The sequence below is a fragment of the Archangium violaceum Cb vi76 genome (genome assembly GCF_000733295.1).
Taxonomy (GTDB): Bacteria; Myxococcota; Myxococcia; order Myxococcales; family Myxococcaceae; genus Archangium; species Archangium violaceum.
This window is the reverse complement of record NZ_JPMI01000222.1, coordinates 1-16849: the sequence shown is the minus strand read 5'-3', so window position 1 is coordinate 16849 and position 16849 is coordinate 1. Positions and strand designations below refer to the sequence as shown.

Sequence of the window (16849 nt, the reverse complement as noted above, 5' to 3'; positions counted from 1 at the left end):
CGCCTTGCGTCATCGGGACGCCTTGCGTCATCGAGGGTGGAAGTGTGCTCGATGATGCATTCCGCCGGACACATCCAGGTCATGGCCGGGAGGACGCCCTTCGCACGAGGGGCCCGCGCGGCAAGTGGCACCCGCTTGCGGTATAGGTTCGCCTGCCCTCGGGCGGGAGGCGGTTCGTGTCACTCAGTGTCTTCGATATGTTCACCATCGGCATCGGGCCCTCGAGCTCGCATACCGTGGGGCCGATGCGTGCGGCGCGGCAGTTCGTGGAGAGTCTCGCGAAGGAAGCGGGAGGGCTCGGCGACGTCGAGTCCGTGAAGGCGGAGCTGTTCGGCTCGCTCGGGCACACCGGTAAGGGACACGGCAGCGACATCGCCGTGCTGCTCGGGCTGGAGGGCGAACGTCCCGAGGAGGTGGACTGTGACGCCGTGCCCGCGCGCATCTCGGGCATCACCGAGACGGCGAAGCTGAAGCTGCTCGGCCAGCACACGGTGAAGTTCCGTCCCTCCGAGGACATCGTCTTCCACAAGCGGCAGTCGCTGCCGCGCCACCCGAACGGCATGCGCTTCACCGCGGTGCTCTCCGGGAGGAGCGAGCCCTTCAGCCGCGTCTACTACTCGGTGGGCGGCGGCTTCGTCATCAACGACGATGGCAGCTCGGCGCACGCCGTGGGCGTGAAGGACTCGCGCATCCCCTACCCCTTCAAGACGGGCGCGGAGCTGCTCGCGCTCTGCCACCAGCACGGGCTGAGCATCAGCACGCTGATGATGGAGAACGAGAAGGCGCTGCGGCCGGAGGCCCAGGTGCGGGCGGGGCTGCTGCGCATCTGGGAGGTCATGCAGGCGTGCGTGAAGCGTGGCTGCGAGCGCGAGGGCATCCTCCCGGGCGGGCTGAAGGTGAAGCGGCGCGCGGCGGGCATCTACCGCAAGCTCAAGGGCGACATGCGCGGCAACGCGGATCCGCTGCTGGCCATGGACTGGGTGAACCTCTACGCGCTGGCGGTGAACGAGGAGAACGCGGCGCAGGGGCGCGTGGTGACGGCGCCCACCAATGGCGCGGCCGGCATCATCCCCGCGGTGCTGCACTACTACCGGCGCTTCGTGCCAGGCGCGGATGACGAGGGCGCCGTCCGCTACCTGCTCACCGCCGGGGCCATCGGCATGCTCTACAAGCTCAACGCCTCCATCTCCGGCGCCGAGGTGGGCTGCCAGGGTGAAGTGGGCGTGGCCTGCTCCATGGCGGCCGCGGCCCTCACCGAGGTGATGGGCGGCACGCCGGAGCAGGTGGAGAACGCGGCGGAGATCGGCATGGAGCACAACCTGGGCCTCACGTGCGATCCGATCGGCGGGCTCGTCCAGGTGCCCTGCATCGAGCGCAACGCCATGGGCTCCATCAAGGCCATCAACGCCGCGCGGCTCGCGCTGCAGGGTGATGGCAAGCACAAGGTGTCGCTCGACAAGGTCATCGCGACGATGCGCCAGACGGGCGCGGACATGATGACCAAGTACAAGGAGACCGCGCGCGGCGGCCTCGCGGTGAACATCATCGAGTGCTGAGCGGTCGCGGCACGTCCACGGCCAGCGTTGTCTGTCTTCACGTGAGGGCTTGATCTTCTTCTCTCGGAGTGATGGGCTCCGAGGGGAGAGGACACCCCGTGACCGAGCACTTCGTTTTCACTCGCAGGCAATTCCTCAAGTCGACCGCCGTGGCGGGAGGGCTCACCGTCATCTTCAATTCCCTGCCGTCGATGGCCCAACGCAAGACGACGGCCTCGGCGGACGGGAAGGGCTGGATGGGCCCACCGGGCAAGGCGCGCTACCGCATCGAGGGGCTCCCCAAGGTCACCGGGCAGAAGATCTACGCGCGGGACTTCCGTGCCTGGGACATGAAGGGGTGGCCCACCACCGAGCGCCACGTCATGGTCCTGCGGGCGACCTCCGCGGACCGGACCCTCACCGCCGTCGACCTGTCCATGCTGCCGCCCGAGCTGCGGCCCATGCGCACCGTCACGTCGGTGGACCTGGCCCGCGATGGCCTGCAGATGCCCTCGAGCACCACGCCTCCCGACGGGCGGCAGAAGGTCTTCCTGGCCGCCTTGAATCAGGTGCCCGCCTACCTCGGCCAGCCGGTGGCCCTGCTCATCATCGCGGACTACTACACCTACCGCGAGGCCTCGCGCCTGCTGCGCTTCAACCCGCAGGTGCTCCAGTACGGCCCTCGCATCCCGCCCTCGGGCGCTCCTCCACCCGCGCCCTACAGCCCTCCCACCTTCCTCACGTTCTACAACAACGCGCAGGGCGTGCAGTTCTCCCAGGTAAAGGACGGCTACAGCAATCCCTACACCCCCTCCGTCAACCCGGTGGACGCCGAGGCCGCGAAGACCCGCGCGCTCATCCAGAAGGAAATGGAGTCCTCCGGGTGGAGGCTGTTCGAGGGCTCGTACGAGACCCAGGTCATCGATCCGATGTTCATGGAGCCCGAGGCGGGCCTGGCCTGGCTCGACCGCGCCAACAAGCGCATGAACCTGGTGCTGGGCACCCAGAGCACCAATGGCGATCTCTCGGACGCCTTCAGCCTCTTCAAGACGCAGACACCCAACAGCCCGCTCGACGTGCGGAGCGTGGTGCTCAACTCCTGCTACCCGGGCGGTGGTTTCGGCGGACGGGACGTGTCGCTCTTCCCGCTCATGATGCTCCTGGCGGCCACGTACGCCGACGGCCCGGTGCGCATCGCCTATGACCGCTTCGAGCAGTTCCAGGGCGGCATCAAGCAGCTCGGAGCGAAGATGACCCAGGCCTTCGCCGTGGATGGTCAGGGGCGGCTCCAGGCCATCTCCAGCCAGCTGTCGCTGCTGGCCGGCGGGCAGAACAACTACAGCCAGTGGGTGGCCCAGCTCGCGGGCTATTGCGGGGGCGGAGGCTACAAGGTGCCGCGCGTGTCCATCGACGCGCTCGCCCAACCCTCCGTCGGCGTGGTGGCGGGCTCCATGCGTGGCTTCGGGGGACCGCAGGCCTTCTTCGCCGTCGAGTCCATGATGGACGAGATCGCCAGCGCCCTGGGCCGCGATCCCATCGAGCTGCGCGAACAGAACGCGCTGACCCAGGGCGACTTCACCGTGACGGGCGCGCCGCTCCAGGAGCCCATGCGGCTGGCGGAGATCTGCCAGCTGGCGCGCAAGCACGAGCTGTGGACCGGGCGCCAGGACGAGAAGGCGAAGCGCAAGGCGAAGGGACAGCTCTACGGCGTCGGCTTCGCGCTGGCCAATCAGGCCTATGGCACGGGCGCGGACGGGGTCATGGCCGCGGTCGAGATCGATGCCCAGGGCACCCTGCGTCTGACCACCAACTGCGTGGACATGGGCAATGGCTCGGCCACGGCGCTGGCCCTCAGCACCGCGCGCTACCTCGGGGCCAACGCGGCGAGCGCGAACATGGGCCAGGTGGAGTTCTTCGATCCGCTCGGCTTCGTCAACGCCGCGCAGCAGCCCACCACCTCCTCCAGTACCGCCAAGGCCGCGCTGCCGAAGAAGGAGGCGGCCGTCCAGCGCGCCAACACCTCGCAATTGGAGCGGCGCAACGAGCGGCCCCACTTGAAGGAGAGCGACAGCACCCAGAAGAGCGACAGCAACCCCTGGGACAACCCGCGCTACACGAAGAGCTACTCCATGTCTTCCAGCGCATGCATCACCGCCTTCCAACAGGTCCACGCGCTCGAGCAGGCCAGCCGCGTGCTGTTCACCACGGGCCTGTTCCCCGCCGCCCGGAAGCTCTGGGGCCTGGCGCCTTCCAACCCGCTCAAGGCGGAGGAGACGCGCTGGGAGGACGGCTTCCTGGTGGCCCCGGGGCTCCCGAAGCTGGCACTGCCCGCCATCGCCGCCCGGCTCCACGCCGACAAGGGAGTCGCGGGCGCCATGGTGCACGCCCTCTATCAGGCACGCTGGGTGCAGGCGGACTTCACGCTGGAAGGCTCCACGTGGACCTGGCCCATCGACGGGCTGTGCACGCGGCCGGCCAGTGCCACGAGCTGGCGGTGGCACGAGCGCAAGAACGTCGTCGCGCCCACCGCCGCCAGCGGCGCCTACGGCCGCAGCCTCTACTCGCCCTCGGGCGCCCTGGTGGCCGTCGAGGTGGACCCCTCCACGGGCCGCGTCCAGGTCGTCGAGGTGCACACCTTCCTCGACGCGGGACGCCTCATCCAACCCGAGCTGGTCGTCGGTCAATCCGAGGGCGCGGTGGCCATGGGCATCGGCTACGCGCTGCTCGAGCAGCTGCCCCTGGGCGTGGGAGGCGCGGGCGAGGGCAACTGGAACCTCAACCGCTACCAGGTGGCGCTGGCGAAGGACCTGCCGCTGGGGCGCATGAAGCTGCACGTGTTGCCGCCCCTGCCGCCGCCGGATGATCACCCCAAGGGCATCGCCGAGGCGGTGCTCTGCCCGATTCCCCCCGCCATCGCCAACGCCGTCACCGACGCCACCCAACGCCGCTTCCGCTCGCTGCCCATCACCCCGGCCCGGATCCTGGAGTCCCTCCGCTCATGAGCTCCACCCCCATCATCAATGTGAACCTCACCGTCAACGGCAAGACGTACGTCCACAAGGTGCCGGCCTCGCTGCCCCTGGTGGACTTCCTGCACGAGGAGGTGGGGCTGACGGGCACCAAGTTCAGCTGTGGCATCGGCGTGTGCCGCGCCTGCACGGTGGCCGCGTGCCGCGTGCCCCAGGCCCATCCGGTGCCCACGCTCGCGTGCTCCACGCCCGTGAGCGAGCTCAACGGCCAGTCCATCACCACCGTGGAGGGACTCGCCGGGCCCTCGGGCCCCAGCCCGCTCCAGCAGGCCTTCCTGGAGGAGTTCGCCTTCCAGTGTGGCTACTGCACCCCGGGCTTCCTGATGGCCACGCACATGTTGATGGAGCGGCTGCGCAAGGAGCCCATCCCCGAGGCCCGGTTGGACGCGGCCATCCAGGACGCCTGTGGAAGCCACATCTGCCGCTGCACCGGTTACGCCCGTTACTACGCCGCCATCCGCAAGGTCATCCTGGGCACGCCCGGGTTGATCGCGCGGTGAGCACTCGACGCCAGGGAGGCGCCCGTTTCCCCATGCGCTGGTCCACACCGATATCGTCCCTCCGCCTTGGTGCCTGTTGGCTGCTGGTGCTGCTCGCACCGGGGGCCCGGGCGCAACAAGAGCTGCTGCCCTATGCCCGCGAGTGCGCCGAGAAGATCGGCCCCATTCCCGCGTTCGACTGCACCAAGGGCACGCGCGTCCCCATCACCGTCAATGGCAAGGTCCCCGCCACCTACGTGCCGCAGATGACGTGTGACCGGCCCTCGCTCCTGCCCCCGGGTGAGGGCGAGAACACCGACGGGCAGTGCATCCCCGAATCGCGCGCCCTGGTGCTGCGCGACGACGGCAAGGTGCAGATCAGCGCCTACTGCCGCCAGAAGAAGATCCGCCCGGCGAACACCTACCTCTACGACGAGATCGATCTCATCTCGCACAACGTGGAGACGGGCAGCACCTGCTGGTTCCAGGCGCTGGCGCCCAATCCGCTGTCGGCCGACAAGGGGCTGGACGGGCGCCGCGTGCCTCCCCCCGAGGAGGTGACGCCCCCCGCCGGAAAGCCAGCCGCGAAGGACTTCTGGAACACGCCCGCCAAGACGGCCTCCGGCCAGTGCGGCTCGTGCCACGACAGCGATCCGTTCATGTACAGCCCGCTCATCGGCCAGACGGGACAGATGCCGAGGGACCCGCTCGGCCTGTACGCCAACGACATTGGCGAGGACTTCAAGAAGTGGCCCAAGCCGGTCGCGCTCTCCACGCGGGGAAACACGTGCACGGGGTGCCACCGCATCGGCTCGCAGCACACCTGCAAGACGGCCATGTACGAGACCGTGGGCATCTACTCCGAGGACCTCGGCAAGTACCTGGACAGCTGGGCGCGGGTGTACCCGAACTCGCATTGGATGCCGCCGGGCCTCTCCATGTCGAAGGAGCAGTGGGAGGCCACCTACCGCGGCAGCATCGATGCGCTCGCCCGGTGCTGCGAGAACCCCCAGGCTCCGGGGTGCATCGTGACGCCCATCACCGGCATCACGCCCTGACATCACTCGCCCAGGGCCGCACCTGCCCTGGGCGGCTGGCCATAGAGCCGGAAGAGCACCGGCACCACCAGCATGTTGAGGAAGGTGGAGGAGAGCAGCCCTCCCAGGATGACCACACCCATGGGGGCCTGAATCTCATTGCCCGCCTCTCCCCCGGCGATGACGAGCGGCACCAGGGCGAGCCCCGCGCACAGCGCCGTCATCAGGATGGGCGCCAGCCGCTCCAGCGAGCCCTGCACCACGGCCTCCGGGAGGCTCTTCCCTTCCTCGGTCATCAGATGCTCGAAATGGCTCACCATGAGGATGCCGTTGCGCGTGGCAATCCCAAACAAGGTGATGAATCCCACCAGCGAGGCCACGCTCACCACGCCGGACGTGAGCACCACCGCCACCACTCCGCCCATGAGCGCCAGCGGCAGGTTGATGAGGGTGAGCAGCGCATTGCGTACGGACGAGAAGGCCACCACCAGCAGCAGGAAGATGCCCACCACCACGCCCAGACCCAGCAGGGTGATGGTGCGGGCCGCCTGCTCGGCGCTCTCGAACTGGCCGCCGTAGACGATGTAGTACCCCTCGGGGAATTGAACCTCGCGCGAGACCCGGGCCCGGAGCTCGTCCACCAGCGAGGACAAGTCCCTCCCGGACACGTTGGCTTGGACCACCATCTTCCGCTGCACGTTCTCGCGGGTGATGGTGTTGGGACCGGACTCGCGGGTGAGGGTCGCCAGCATCTTCAGGGGAATCCGCGGGCCCTCGGGAGTGTCGAGCGGCGTGGAGGCAATGGCATCCAGGTCCGCCCGTGAGGCGTCATCCAGGCGCACGACGAGCTCCACCGCCCGCTGCCCCTCCAGCAGGGTGCCCACCGACTCTCCGGAGAAGGCCCGCTCCACCGCCTCGGCCACCTCGCCCGTGGTGAGGCCGTAGCGCGCCACGGCGTCACGGTCCATGCGAATCTCCACCTCCGGGATGTTCACCTGCTGCTCGATGGACACGTCCACCGCGCCCCGAGTCGTCTCCGCTACAGCCTTCACGCGCCCGGCCAGTCCGCGCAGCGTGTCCAGGTCATCACCGAAGAGCTTCAACGCGATGGCCGCACGCGAGCCCGAGAGCATGTGATCGATTCGATGGGAGAGCGGCTGGCCGATGGTGACCACCGCTCCTGGTACCTGCGCGAGCGCCTGTCGCATCGCCTCCAGCAACTCCTCCTTGTCGCGCTTGCCCTTGGAGAGGTCCACCCCCACGTCGAGCTCGGAGGCGTTGACGTCCTGGGCATGCTCGTCCAGTTCCGCGCGCCCGGTGCGGCGTGAGGTGGACACCACCTCGGGAAGGGCCAGCAGCGCCTGTTCGACGCGACGGCCGAGCCGGTCCGACTCTTCCAGCGACGTGCCCGGCAGCGTGACGACATTCACGGTGAACGTCCCCTCGTTGAACTCAGGCAGGAACGCGCGCCCGAGGAAGGGAACGAGCGCGAGCGTGGCGAGGAAGGCCAGGCCGGCCCCACCCAGGATCGCCCGGGGACGCCCCAGTGCCCACGTGAGGAGGGGCTGGTAGCGCCCCTTCAGCCAGCGCAGCACGGGCCCCTCCTCCGCCCCCAGGGAGCGGGCCCGCGGCAACAGGTACGCGCAGAGCGCGGGGGTCACCGTGACGGCCACCGCCAACGAGGCGGCGATGGCCACGATGTAGGCCAGCCCCAGCGGGGCCAGCATCCGCCCCTCCAGCCCCGAAAGGAAGAAGAGCGGCACGAAGACGAGGATGATGATGAGCGTGGCGAAGACGATGGAGGCACGCACCTCCACCGACGCCCGGTAGATGACCTCGAAGGCGGAGCGGCGCTCACGCTCGGGAAGGTGAGCGTTCTCCCGCAAGCGCCGGAAGACGTTCTCCACGTCGATGATGGCGTCATCCACCAGCGCCCCGATGGCGATGGTCAACCCGCCGATGGTCATGGTGTTGAGGGTGACGCCAAGAGCCTTGAGAACCAGCACCGCCACCACCAGCGACAACGGGATGGCCACGAGCGAGATGAACGTCGCCCGCAGGTTCATCAGGAACACGAGCAGGATGACGGCGACGAGGATGGCGCCGTCCCGGAGCGCCACGGACACATTGCGCACCGCCACCGAGATGAAGTCCGCCTGCCGGAAGATGTGGCGGTTGATGCTCAGTCCCCGGGGCAGGGTGGGCTGGATGTCGTCCAGCACCGCGTCCAACTGCCGGGTGAGCTCCAGCGTGTTGGCCTCCGGCTGCTTCATCACGGCGAGGATGACGGCGGGCTCCGCGTTGGCACTTCCCTCCCCGCGTTTGGTTTTGGGCCCCACCCGTACGTCCGCCACCTGCCCCACGCGGATGGGCTGGCCCGCGCGCACGGCGACCACCGTGTTGGCCACGTCCTCCACGCCCTGGGCCCGCCCCACGGCCCGTAGGAGGTACTCCTGCCCCCGCTCCACGAAGAAACCACCGGAGGTGTTCCGGTTCGTCGTCCGCAGCGCGTGCACCACCTGCTCGAAGCCGACGTCGAGCGCCTGGAGGGCTTCGGGCCGGAGCAGCACCTGGTACTGCTTCACCGCCCCGCCAATGGGCACCACCTGGGAGATGCCCGCCACTGACAGCAAGCGCTTGCGCAGCACCCAGTCCGCCGCGCTGCGCGCTTCCATCATCTGCGCCTCCCGCCCCGCCGCGTCCGGAGCCCGCGCGGCCTTGTCCCAGGAGACGGACAGGAAGAGGATCTCCCCCATCACCGAGGAGATGGGCGCCAACGCGGGCGGCGGCACCTCCGGCGGGAGCTGGCTGGCCACGAGCTGGAGCTTCTCGTTGACCACCTGCCGGGCGGTGTAGATGTCGGTGCCCCAGTCGAACTCCACCCAGACGATGGAGATGCCCACCGCCGAGGCCGAGCGCACCCGGCGCACGCCCGTGGCGCCATTCACCGTGGTCTCGATGGGGAACGTGATGAGCGTCTCCACCTCCTCGGGCGCGAGCCCGTGCGCCTCGGTGAGGACCGTGACGGTGGGAGCGGTGAGATCCGGAAAGACGTCCACGGGCATGCTCCGGGCAGTCTCGATGCCCAGGACGAGCAGCAACACGGAGGCCGCCACCACCAGCAGACGGTTGTCGATGGACCAGCGAATGAGACGATTCATGCCGGGCCCTCAGTGCGTGTGCCCATGCCCGACGGCGGCGCCCGCCACGGTGGACAGCTTGATTTCGTAGGCCCCCTGGGAAACGATCCGCTCCCCCTCCTTCACACCCTCGAGCACCTGGACATAGCCGCCCGAGCGCACCCCGGGCTGGATGGCCCGCTTGAAGAAGGACTCGCCCCCCTCCATGACGAAGACGGTGGGCTTGCCGTTGTCGTCGATGATGGCGGACTCGGGGATGGCCACCCCGCGCACCGTCTCCCCCGTGTAGAGCATCACCTTGGCGAACATGCCCGGCTTGAGGACGCCCCCGGGATTGGGCAGCTCGAAGATGACGGGCAGCGTGCGCGTCACCCGGTCCACCACCGAGCCCACCGCCACCCGGCGGCCCGTCTTCTCGTCCACGGAGAACTCCCGCTCGAAGCCCGCCACCGAGAAGGCCGCACCGGGCGAGCGCTCCACCTTCGCCACGTCCGCTTCGTACACTCGCGCCTCCAGCCACAGCCGCTCGGGGTTGACCACCGAGACGAGCCGGGTGCCCACATCCACGATGGCCCCGGGCGTCACCTCCGCGTAGGACACCACCCCCTCCACCGGCGAGCGCAGCTCGAAGGCCGAGCCACTGGGGCCTCCTGGCGACCCGCTCTGCGTGCTGCGGTAGAGCGCGAGCTGGCGCTCGGTGGCCGCCACCCGCGCCGCCGCCACCTCCCGCGCCACCCGCGCCGCGTCGAGCTGCTTCTCGGGAATGGCCTTGCCCGAGAACATCTCCTCCGCGCGCGTCACCTCGCGCTCCGCCAGGCCCAGCTCCGCCCGGGCCCGCGCCGCCTCCATCTCCACCGTGGCCACATCCATCCCGGCGGCGGCGCTCGTGGGCATGAGCCGCACGAGCACCTCGCCCTTGCGCACGCGCTGCCCCAGGTGCACCACCCGGTCCCCCACGGGAATGCGCCCCGCCACGGGAGCCGACAGCTCCGCGGCCTGGCCCGCCACGGGTTTGAGCTCACCGGTGGCGCGCACCCCACCCTGGAGGACTCGCGGCTCGGCCGGCGCCGTCGCGTACTGCGTCTTCCACTGCTGCTCCTTGAGGAAGGGCACGGTGGCCTCACCGCCCTCCTCGGGAGGCGCGGCGGCCACGGCAGCGGCGACGTGGGGGTACACCACCACCTTGCCCACGTCCACGGTGCCCGACACCTGCTCGCCCTCGAGGCGCAGGGTGAGCGAGCCCTCACCCGCCTTCGTGGGCCGCACCTCCGGTTTGAAGATGCCGTCGCGCAGGAGCTTCTCGGCGACGAATCGCTCCTCCGAGCCGTCCGCGTAGCGCAGGGTGGCCGTCACCCGCCCCTTCGTCACCACGTGGAAACCGTTGGGGTCTCGCGCGTCGGTGAAATGCGCCACCAGCGGGGAGGGCTGGCCCACCACGAAGGCCGGGTACTCCATGAAGAGCTCCAGGCCATCCTGGTAGACGGTGACGGACTCGTCCGGACGCTCCGGCCCGCTGGCGGCGGGGGCGCCGTGCTCATGGTCTTGTCCGGCGCCATGCTCATGGTCACCCGGGGCGCGCTTGCAGGCGCTCAGGCACGCCAGGAAGAGAACGAGAAGAAGAGAACGGCTCATCGGGGGGCACTCCGGGGCGTGGCGCCGTCATAGGCACCCGCGAGAAGAAGAAGGTCTGTCTCCGCCTCGACCAGGGACACCGCCAGCTCGACAGCGGTCAGCCGTGCCTCACGGGCGGTGCGCTCGGCTTCCATCAGGACGAGGAGCCCGGCACCTCCACCCCGGTAGGCAGTCGCGGCGACCTGCCGCAGTTCCTGCACACGCCCGAGCACCTCGCTCCGGTGCCGAGCCTGTCTCTCCCGCCGGCCGGACACCGCATCGAGAACGACAGCGAGCCGGGTCCGTGCTTCGTGGACAAGTGCCGCACGGCGTGCCTCGGCGAGCCCCCGGCGCGCCTCCGCCCGGGCCGCCTCGCCTTGCCGGCGGTCGAAGAAAGGCAGCGGCAGTCCCACGCCGACCACGTACCCCACCCCGGCCCCCGGCAGTCCCACGTCGAGGAATTGCGCGCCCGCTCGGACGGAGGGCTCCGGAATCCAACCCCGCCCCGCCGCACGCCGGGCGGCCTCCGCGCCACTGGCTTCGAGCGCGAGGGCGCGCAGGTCGCCACGCCGTTCCTCGAGCTCCGCCAACAGCGAGGCCCCCTCCGGCAGGGGTCGCTCCACCCCGAGAGCGCCCTCGAACGGGGGGAGTACCGTCACCCCGGGCCCGAGGAGCCGCAGCGCCTGGGATTCTGCCTGTCGCTCGTCCAGTACGGCTCCGCGCAGCGCATCCTGCACCGTCGCCGCCTCCAGCTCGATGCGCAGCCTGTCGTAGCCCGCGGCCTCCCCCGCCCGCTCGCGGGTGGCGATGGCCTCGGCCAGGCGCCGCAGCTCGGCGAGTGACTGCTCCAGGATGGACCGGCGCTCCCGAGCCGCCAGCACCACGGAGAACGCCCTCGTCGCCTCATGCCGCAGACCGGCCCGGGCCCACTCATGCCGCGCCTCGGCGGCCTTCGCGTTCCGCTCGGCGGCCTGCCGCTCCCACCCCAGCCGTCCGGAGAGCACCAGGGGGATGGAGGCCACCAGCACATCCTGGCTCTCCCCATCCCGTGTTCCGGAGGTCGTCTTCTGGCGCTCCCACCCCAGCTCGGGGTTGGGCCACACACCAACACCCACGGCTTCGGCCCGGCCGAGCACGGCTTCGAGTGCGGCGACGCGGGCCTCCAGGCTCCCGGTGAGAACCCGCTCCACGTATCGCGATTCGTCGAGCGTGGGCTGAGCCACGGCCGTGCCCGCCAGCAGCAGGAAAATACTACCCAGGATAGTAGATGAAGCCGGACAGCGAGGGAGCGAGCGCATGCGCATGGCCGGGGCTCTCAGAAGAGGAGATGGAGGGCCGTCTCCACCGCGTGGTGGAGGAAGGCGGTGTGAGCGAGTGCGAACAGCCGCGGCGGCGAGTGGAGGCGCGACCGCGGCGGCCACCATTCCCACCGAGACCAGGGCGGGGAGCGTGCCGAGCACGAAGGCCAGATCCGCCCGAAGCGCGGGAGCGCGCGGCAACACCCGGCCTCCGAGGACCAGGAGCGCTGGCCACACCCGCAGCGAGACAGCCAGCCCGATGAGGGCCGCCATTACCCACGCCCCTTGCGCCGCTGCGCGATGAGCCGCGCCAACTGGTCGAGCAATCCCTCATCGACCTCGGCCGTTGCATCGACGAAGGCCGAGAGCGCGACCTCGCCATGCGCCCGCAGAATCTCCGCCGCCAGGCCGTCCGCGAGCGCCTTCTCGAACTCGGCCCTGCCGAGCGCGGGCGCGTACCGCCAGGCCAGCCCGTCCTTCTCTCGGACGAGCAGCCCCTTGCGGTGCAGCCGGTCCATGGTCGTCATGATGGTGGTGTAGGCCCGCTCCTCGGCCCCCGTCATCCGGTCGCACACCTCGCGAGCCGTCACCGGGGCTCGGGCCCAGACGACATCCATCACGGCCGATTCCAGGTGGCCCAGCGGTTCCCAGGTGCGTTTCTTCACGGTGCCCGCATCTGAGCCCGGCCAGCTACTACCGTCAATAGTAATGGACCCACTCAAACCGCTCCCAACTGCTGGGCGGCGCCACCCATGGTGCTGGGCGTCGTCCTTCAGGACGCACCATGGGCGGGAGCCTGGCATGCCTGCTCGGCCAGACCGCTGGAGCGGGTGGCCCGGACGCTCGGTCTGGAGACGCGGAGCATTTGCCGTCCAGCCGTCGGAGGACATACGGTTCACCCCGCCTTTCTGGAGACGAAATGCTCAAGAAGATTTCCCTCGCGCTCGTCGTCGCACTCATCGGCGTGGGTGCCGTGGTGGCATCGCGGCCGTCCACCTTCCGCGTCGAGCGGTCCATCATCATCGCCGCCCCGGTCGAGCTCCCCTTCGGCGCCGTGAACGACTTCCACAAGTGGCGGTTCTGGTCTCCCTGGGCGGCGAAGGACCCGAAGATGCAGACGACCTTCGACGGGGCCTTCGCGGGGCCTGGCGCCATCTACACCTGGTCCGGCAATGATCAGGTGGGCAAGGGCAAGATGACCATCGTGGACGCGAAGCTCTACGAGTCCATCCAGATCCAGCTCGAGTTCTCCGAGCCCTTCGCGGCCACGAACACCGCCTTCTTCACGTTCAAGCCCGCGGGCGAGGGCACCATCCAGGTGACCTGGGCCATGGAGGGAAACAACACCTTCCTGGGCAAGGCCATCTCCCTGTTCATGGACATGGACGCGATGATCGGCGAGGACTTCCAGCAGGGCCTGAGCACCCTCAAGACGCTGACCGAGAAGGAGGCGAAGAACCGCCTCGAGCGCGAGCTCCAGCTCCGGGCCCGGACCGCCGCCGAGGCCGCCAGGGTCGAGCAGGAGGCCCAGGCAGCCCAGGCGGGAACCTCCACGCCGTGAAGTCCCCGCTGTCCGCCGGGCGGGCCTTCAGCGGCCGCCCAGGTTGGCGCAGGCGCGTTTGTCACCGCCATCGCACGCGCGCTGGATGAGCTTGTTGGCCTCCGCGTCGTTCTTCTCGGCGCACGAGCCCGTGCGGTGGCAGATGCCCGCGCTGAAGCAGCCGCCGGGATCCCCGCCCTCGCAGGCGCGCTTGTAGAGCGAATAGGCCCGAGCCGGATCCGGCGCGCCCACGCCCCTCCCCTGCCAGACGAAGGTGCCCAGCACGTTGCACGCCCGTGCGACGCCCGCGTCGCAGACGCGCGTGTACAGCTCCACCGCGCGCGGTGCCTCACCGCGCCGATCGGCCTCCATGGCCCCATCCAGACACCCCTTCACCGTCCCGCCAGGGCACTGCGCGTCCTGCTTCGCCAGGGCCGCCGCCTCCTTGTCCTGCGCGCTCGGCCCGGACGCACTTCCCTGCTTCTCGGAACACGCCGCCAGCACGAGCAGCGCGCACACCCAGAACCCCTTTTTCATGTGAACTCCTATTGAAACTGGATTTCAGAAAAAAGTGACAAAAACAGTTAGCCCTACTAATCCGTCCGGCGCCTCCCCAACCCCTCTCCCCGAGGAGCCCCGTGAACCGATTGAAGCCATTGCTGCTGCCCGCCGTGGCGGCGCTGCTGTGTGCCGGGCCGGCGCAGGCGCAGATCGCCGCGTCGCACGTCTACCACAACCACATGCCCAACTTCTGGGCGTACTACGACGTGAGCAAGTACGCGTCGACGCCCGTGGGCGGAGCCATCCGCTACACGTATGACGGCCAGGTCATCAACCTGAAGCAGAACCCGCCGTCGAACTACACCTATTACCTGCCGTCGGGCGCGCCGATGCCGCACGACGATCTGGTCACCTACTACTCGCACCACGCGAAGACGGGCGCCTATATGTACTGGCCTCCGAACGTCGCGGTGGACATGAGCACCAACGCCCCCACCGGGCAGATCCACGTGACCATGTCCGGGTCGGTGGTGAACAACGTCCAGGATCTCAACACGCTGCAGAACGTCTCCGGCTACAACAACACCAGCTGGGGCACGCCGTGGCGGGACCGGTACAACACCCTGCGCACCCCGGCGGGCCACCGGACGCTGGATCTCATCCACTTCACCGGCCACCACTCCATGGGGCCGCTGGTGGGGCCGGAGTACTTCCTCAAGGATCTCATCTACCAGAGCGCCACGCTCGCGCAGCCCTACTTCCTGGGCGGCAACTTCCAGGCCTCCAAGGGCTTCTTCCCCACGGAGCTGGGCTTCTCCGAGCGCCTCATCCCCACGCTGGCGAAGCTGAACATCCAGTGGTCCGTCATCGGTGACAACCACTTCTCGCGCACGCTCAAGGACTACCCCTTCCTGAACGATCCGGGCTCGGACACGCTGGTGTCGCCGCCCAACCGCGCGGACCTGCAGAACACCAGCAGCGTGGGCAGCTGGGTGAGCCTGCAGATGGCGCACGAACAGCAGACCATCCGCAACAAGTACCCGTTCGCCTCCACGCCGCACTGGGTGCGCTACGTGGACCCGGCCACGGGCGCCGAGTCGCGCGTGGTGGGCATCCCCGTCAACCAGAACGGCTCCTGGCTCGAGGGGTGGGAGGGCGAGGCCACCGTCGACGTCGTCAACCTCCGGAGCTTCGAGGGGCTCGTGCCGCAAAAGCAGTTCTTCGTCATCGCGCATGATGGAGACAACTCGGGCGGGCGCGCGGGCTCGGAGACCACCTGGTACAACGGCCGGAGCGTCACCTGCACCAACGGCGTGCAGTGCATGGGCATCAGCGAGTACCTCGTCAACCACACGCCGCCCGCCACCGACGTGGTGCACGTGCAGGACGGCTCGTGGGTGGACACGCGTGACTCCTCGTCCGACCCCCAGTGGCACCACTGGAAGCTGCCCTTCGGCATCTGGAAGGGCCAGTTCCCCGCGTTCAACTCGGCCACCGGGCTCAACCTCGCGCCCAAGACGAACCTCAGCGGCGTGCAGGAGGGCATGACGGTCTCCTTCGAGCACGGCTGGCATTACCTGGAGCGCAACTTCGCCCTGCTCCAGGCCGCGCTCAACTACGCGAAGACGGCCGAGCAGATCTGGCTCGACGGCCACCCCAACCACTGGAAGCCCACCACCACCCTGGACAACCAGGTGACGCACGCGGGCAACCAGCTCAACCCGTGGATGATGTCCTTCCCGGTGAAGGGTGACGCGGCCAACGACTGGGCGGGCGGCGCCAACCCCGCCGAGCTGGCCTGGTACTTCCTGCTGCCCGCCATGGACTCGGGCTTCGGCTACTACGACGAGAACCAGGACGACAACGTCAAGCCCACGCTCGCCTTCAACCAGTCTCTCTACTTCTCCAAGCCCTACGTGCAGGACCGCCTCACCCAGGACCGCACCGGCCCATCCGTCTGGTGGCCGCAGCGCTGGCCCTACAACCCGGGCAGCGCCAACACGGACAAGTCCGAGGGCTGGACGCTCCACCACTTCAACAACACCTTCGCCATCTACACCTATGCGTACGACCTGAGCGGCATCACCAGCATCAAGGCCCGCGTGCGCGTGCACACCCACAAGAGCATCGACCCGCTGGACAACACCCACAAGGTGTATGACCCCGCCGCGCGCAAGGCCGCGGGCGTGCCCAACATCGACACCACGCGCGTGGGCGCCTGGGTGGACCATCCGTTGACCCGGCGCGACCTGAAACCCGTCATCAACGGCGTCGCGTGGCAGCCCGCCTACCTGCCCGTCATGGCGAAGGTGCCCGCGCAGGAGATTGGCGACCTCTACTACGTCTACCTCGGCAACTACCGGGACCAGCTGCTCGACTACTACATCGAGGCCACGGACAGCCGGGGCAACGTCACCCGCAGTGAGATCCAATCCGTCTACGTCGGCGCGGGCCGGTACAACCTGGTGGGCGGCAAGTACCTCGAGGACCTCAACGGCACGGTGCAGGGCACGCACCCGTTCCTGGTGGTGGACACCACGGCGCCCTCCACGCCCACGGGACTGGCGGCCTCCACGAAGACGGATCGCTCGGTGAAGCTCACCTGGAGCGCGGCGTCGGACAACGTGGCGGTGACGGGCTACGACGTCTTCCGCAATGGCACGCAGGTGGGCTCGAGCA

The 16849-nt window shown here is 69.1% G+C and carries 10 protein-coding genes and 1 pseudogene; 6 read left to right on the top strand and 5 right to left on the bottom strand.

Annotated features, from left to right (window positions below; all coding sequences use genetic code 11):
- The first annotated feature begins 176 nt into the window (after positions 1-176).
- The 4 genes from Q664_RS29700 to Q664_RS29685 all read left to right on the top strand — a co-directional run bounded on the left by Q664_RS29700 (position 177) and on the right by Q664_RS29685 (position 6101).
- On the top strand, positions 177-1556 hold the full coding sequence (locus Q664_RS29700) for an L-serine ammonia-lyase (RefSeq protein ID WP_043403378.1): 1380 nt from the start codon (positions 177-179) through the stop codon (positions 1554-1556).
- A 98-nt stretch (positions 1557-1654) separates the two neighbouring features.
- Positions 1655-4537 (top strand): xanthine dehydrogenase family protein molybdopterin-binding subunit, encoded by a 2883-nt coding sequence (locus tag Q664_RS29695; RefSeq protein WP_043403377.1) that lies wholly within the window; start codon positions 1655-1657, stop codon positions 4535-4537.
- Positions 4534-5064, top strand: a complete 531-nt coding sequence (locus Q664_RS29690; RefSeq protein WP_043403375.1) for a (2Fe-2S)-binding protein — start codon at positions 4534-4536, stop codon at positions 5062-5064. Before Q664_RS29695 ends, Q664_RS29690 begins: the two co-directional genes overlap by 4 nt.
- Positions 5065-5096: 32 nt before the next feature.
- On the top strand, positions 5097-6101 hold the full coding sequence (locus tag Q664_RS29685) for a hypothetical protein (protein ID WP_052518836.1): 1005 nt from the start codon (positions 5097-5099) through the stop codon (positions 6099-6101).
- Between the two features lie 2 nt (positions 6102-6103).
- On the opposite strand, the gene Q664_RS29680 is transcribed toward Q664_RS29685, so the two are convergent.
- The 4 genes from Q664_RS29680 to Q664_RS56620 all read right to left on the bottom strand — a co-directional run bounded on the left by Q664_RS29680 (position 6104) and on the right by Q664_RS56620 (position 12794).
- Entirely contained in the window at positions 6104-9241 is a 3138-nt protein-coding gene (locus Q664_RS29680) for an efflux RND transporter permease subunit (protein ID WP_052518835.1), read from the bottom strand.
- A gap of 9 nt (positions 9242-9250) precedes the next feature.
- Positions 9251-10852 carry an efflux RND transporter periplasmic adaptor subunit gene (locus Q664_RS29675; RefSeq protein WP_052518834.1) on the bottom strand — a complete coding sequence of 534 codons (1602 nt, stop codon included), beginning with the start codon at positions 10850-10852 and terminating at the stop codon, positions 9251-9253.
- A complete protein-coding gene (locus tag Q664_RS62300; protein ID WP_043403373.1) occupies positions 10849-12135 on the bottom strand; it encodes a TolC family protein in 1287 nt (428 codons plus the stop codon). Before Q664_RS62300 ends, Q664_RS29675 begins: the two co-directional genes overlap by 4 nt.
- A 266-nt stretch (positions 12136-12401) precedes the next feature.
- Complete coding sequence (locus Q664_RS56620; RefSeq protein WP_043403370.1) at positions 12402-12794, bottom strand: BlaI/MecI/CopY family transcriptional regulator; 393 nt, start codon at positions 12792-12794, stop codon at positions 12402-12404.
- A 254-nt stretch (positions 12795-13048) separates the two neighbouring features.
- Between Q664_RS56620 and Q664_RS29660 the strand changes: the two genes are divergently transcribed.
- The gene (locus Q664_RS29660; RefSeq protein WP_043403369.1) at positions 13049-13690 is read left to right on the top strand and encodes an SRPBCC family protein; all 642 of its coding nucleotides are present in this window, start codon (positions 13049-13051) and stop codon (positions 13688-13690) included.
- 27 nt (positions 13691-13717) lie between these two features.
- Here Q664_RS29660 and Q664_RS29655 read toward each other — a convergent pair whose 3' ends face one another.
- Positions 13718-14206: a tetratricopeptide repeat protein gene (locus tag Q664_RS29655; RefSeq protein ID WP_043403368.1), complete on the bottom strand. Its 489-nt coding sequence runs from the start codon at positions 14204-14206 to the stop codon at positions 13718-13720.
- 101 nt (positions 14207-14307) lie between these two features.
- Between Q664_RS29655 and Q664_RS29650 the strand changes: the two are divergent.
- Positions 14308-16849: pseudogene (locus Q664_RS29650) on the top strand (alpha-amylase); the annotation flags it as partial.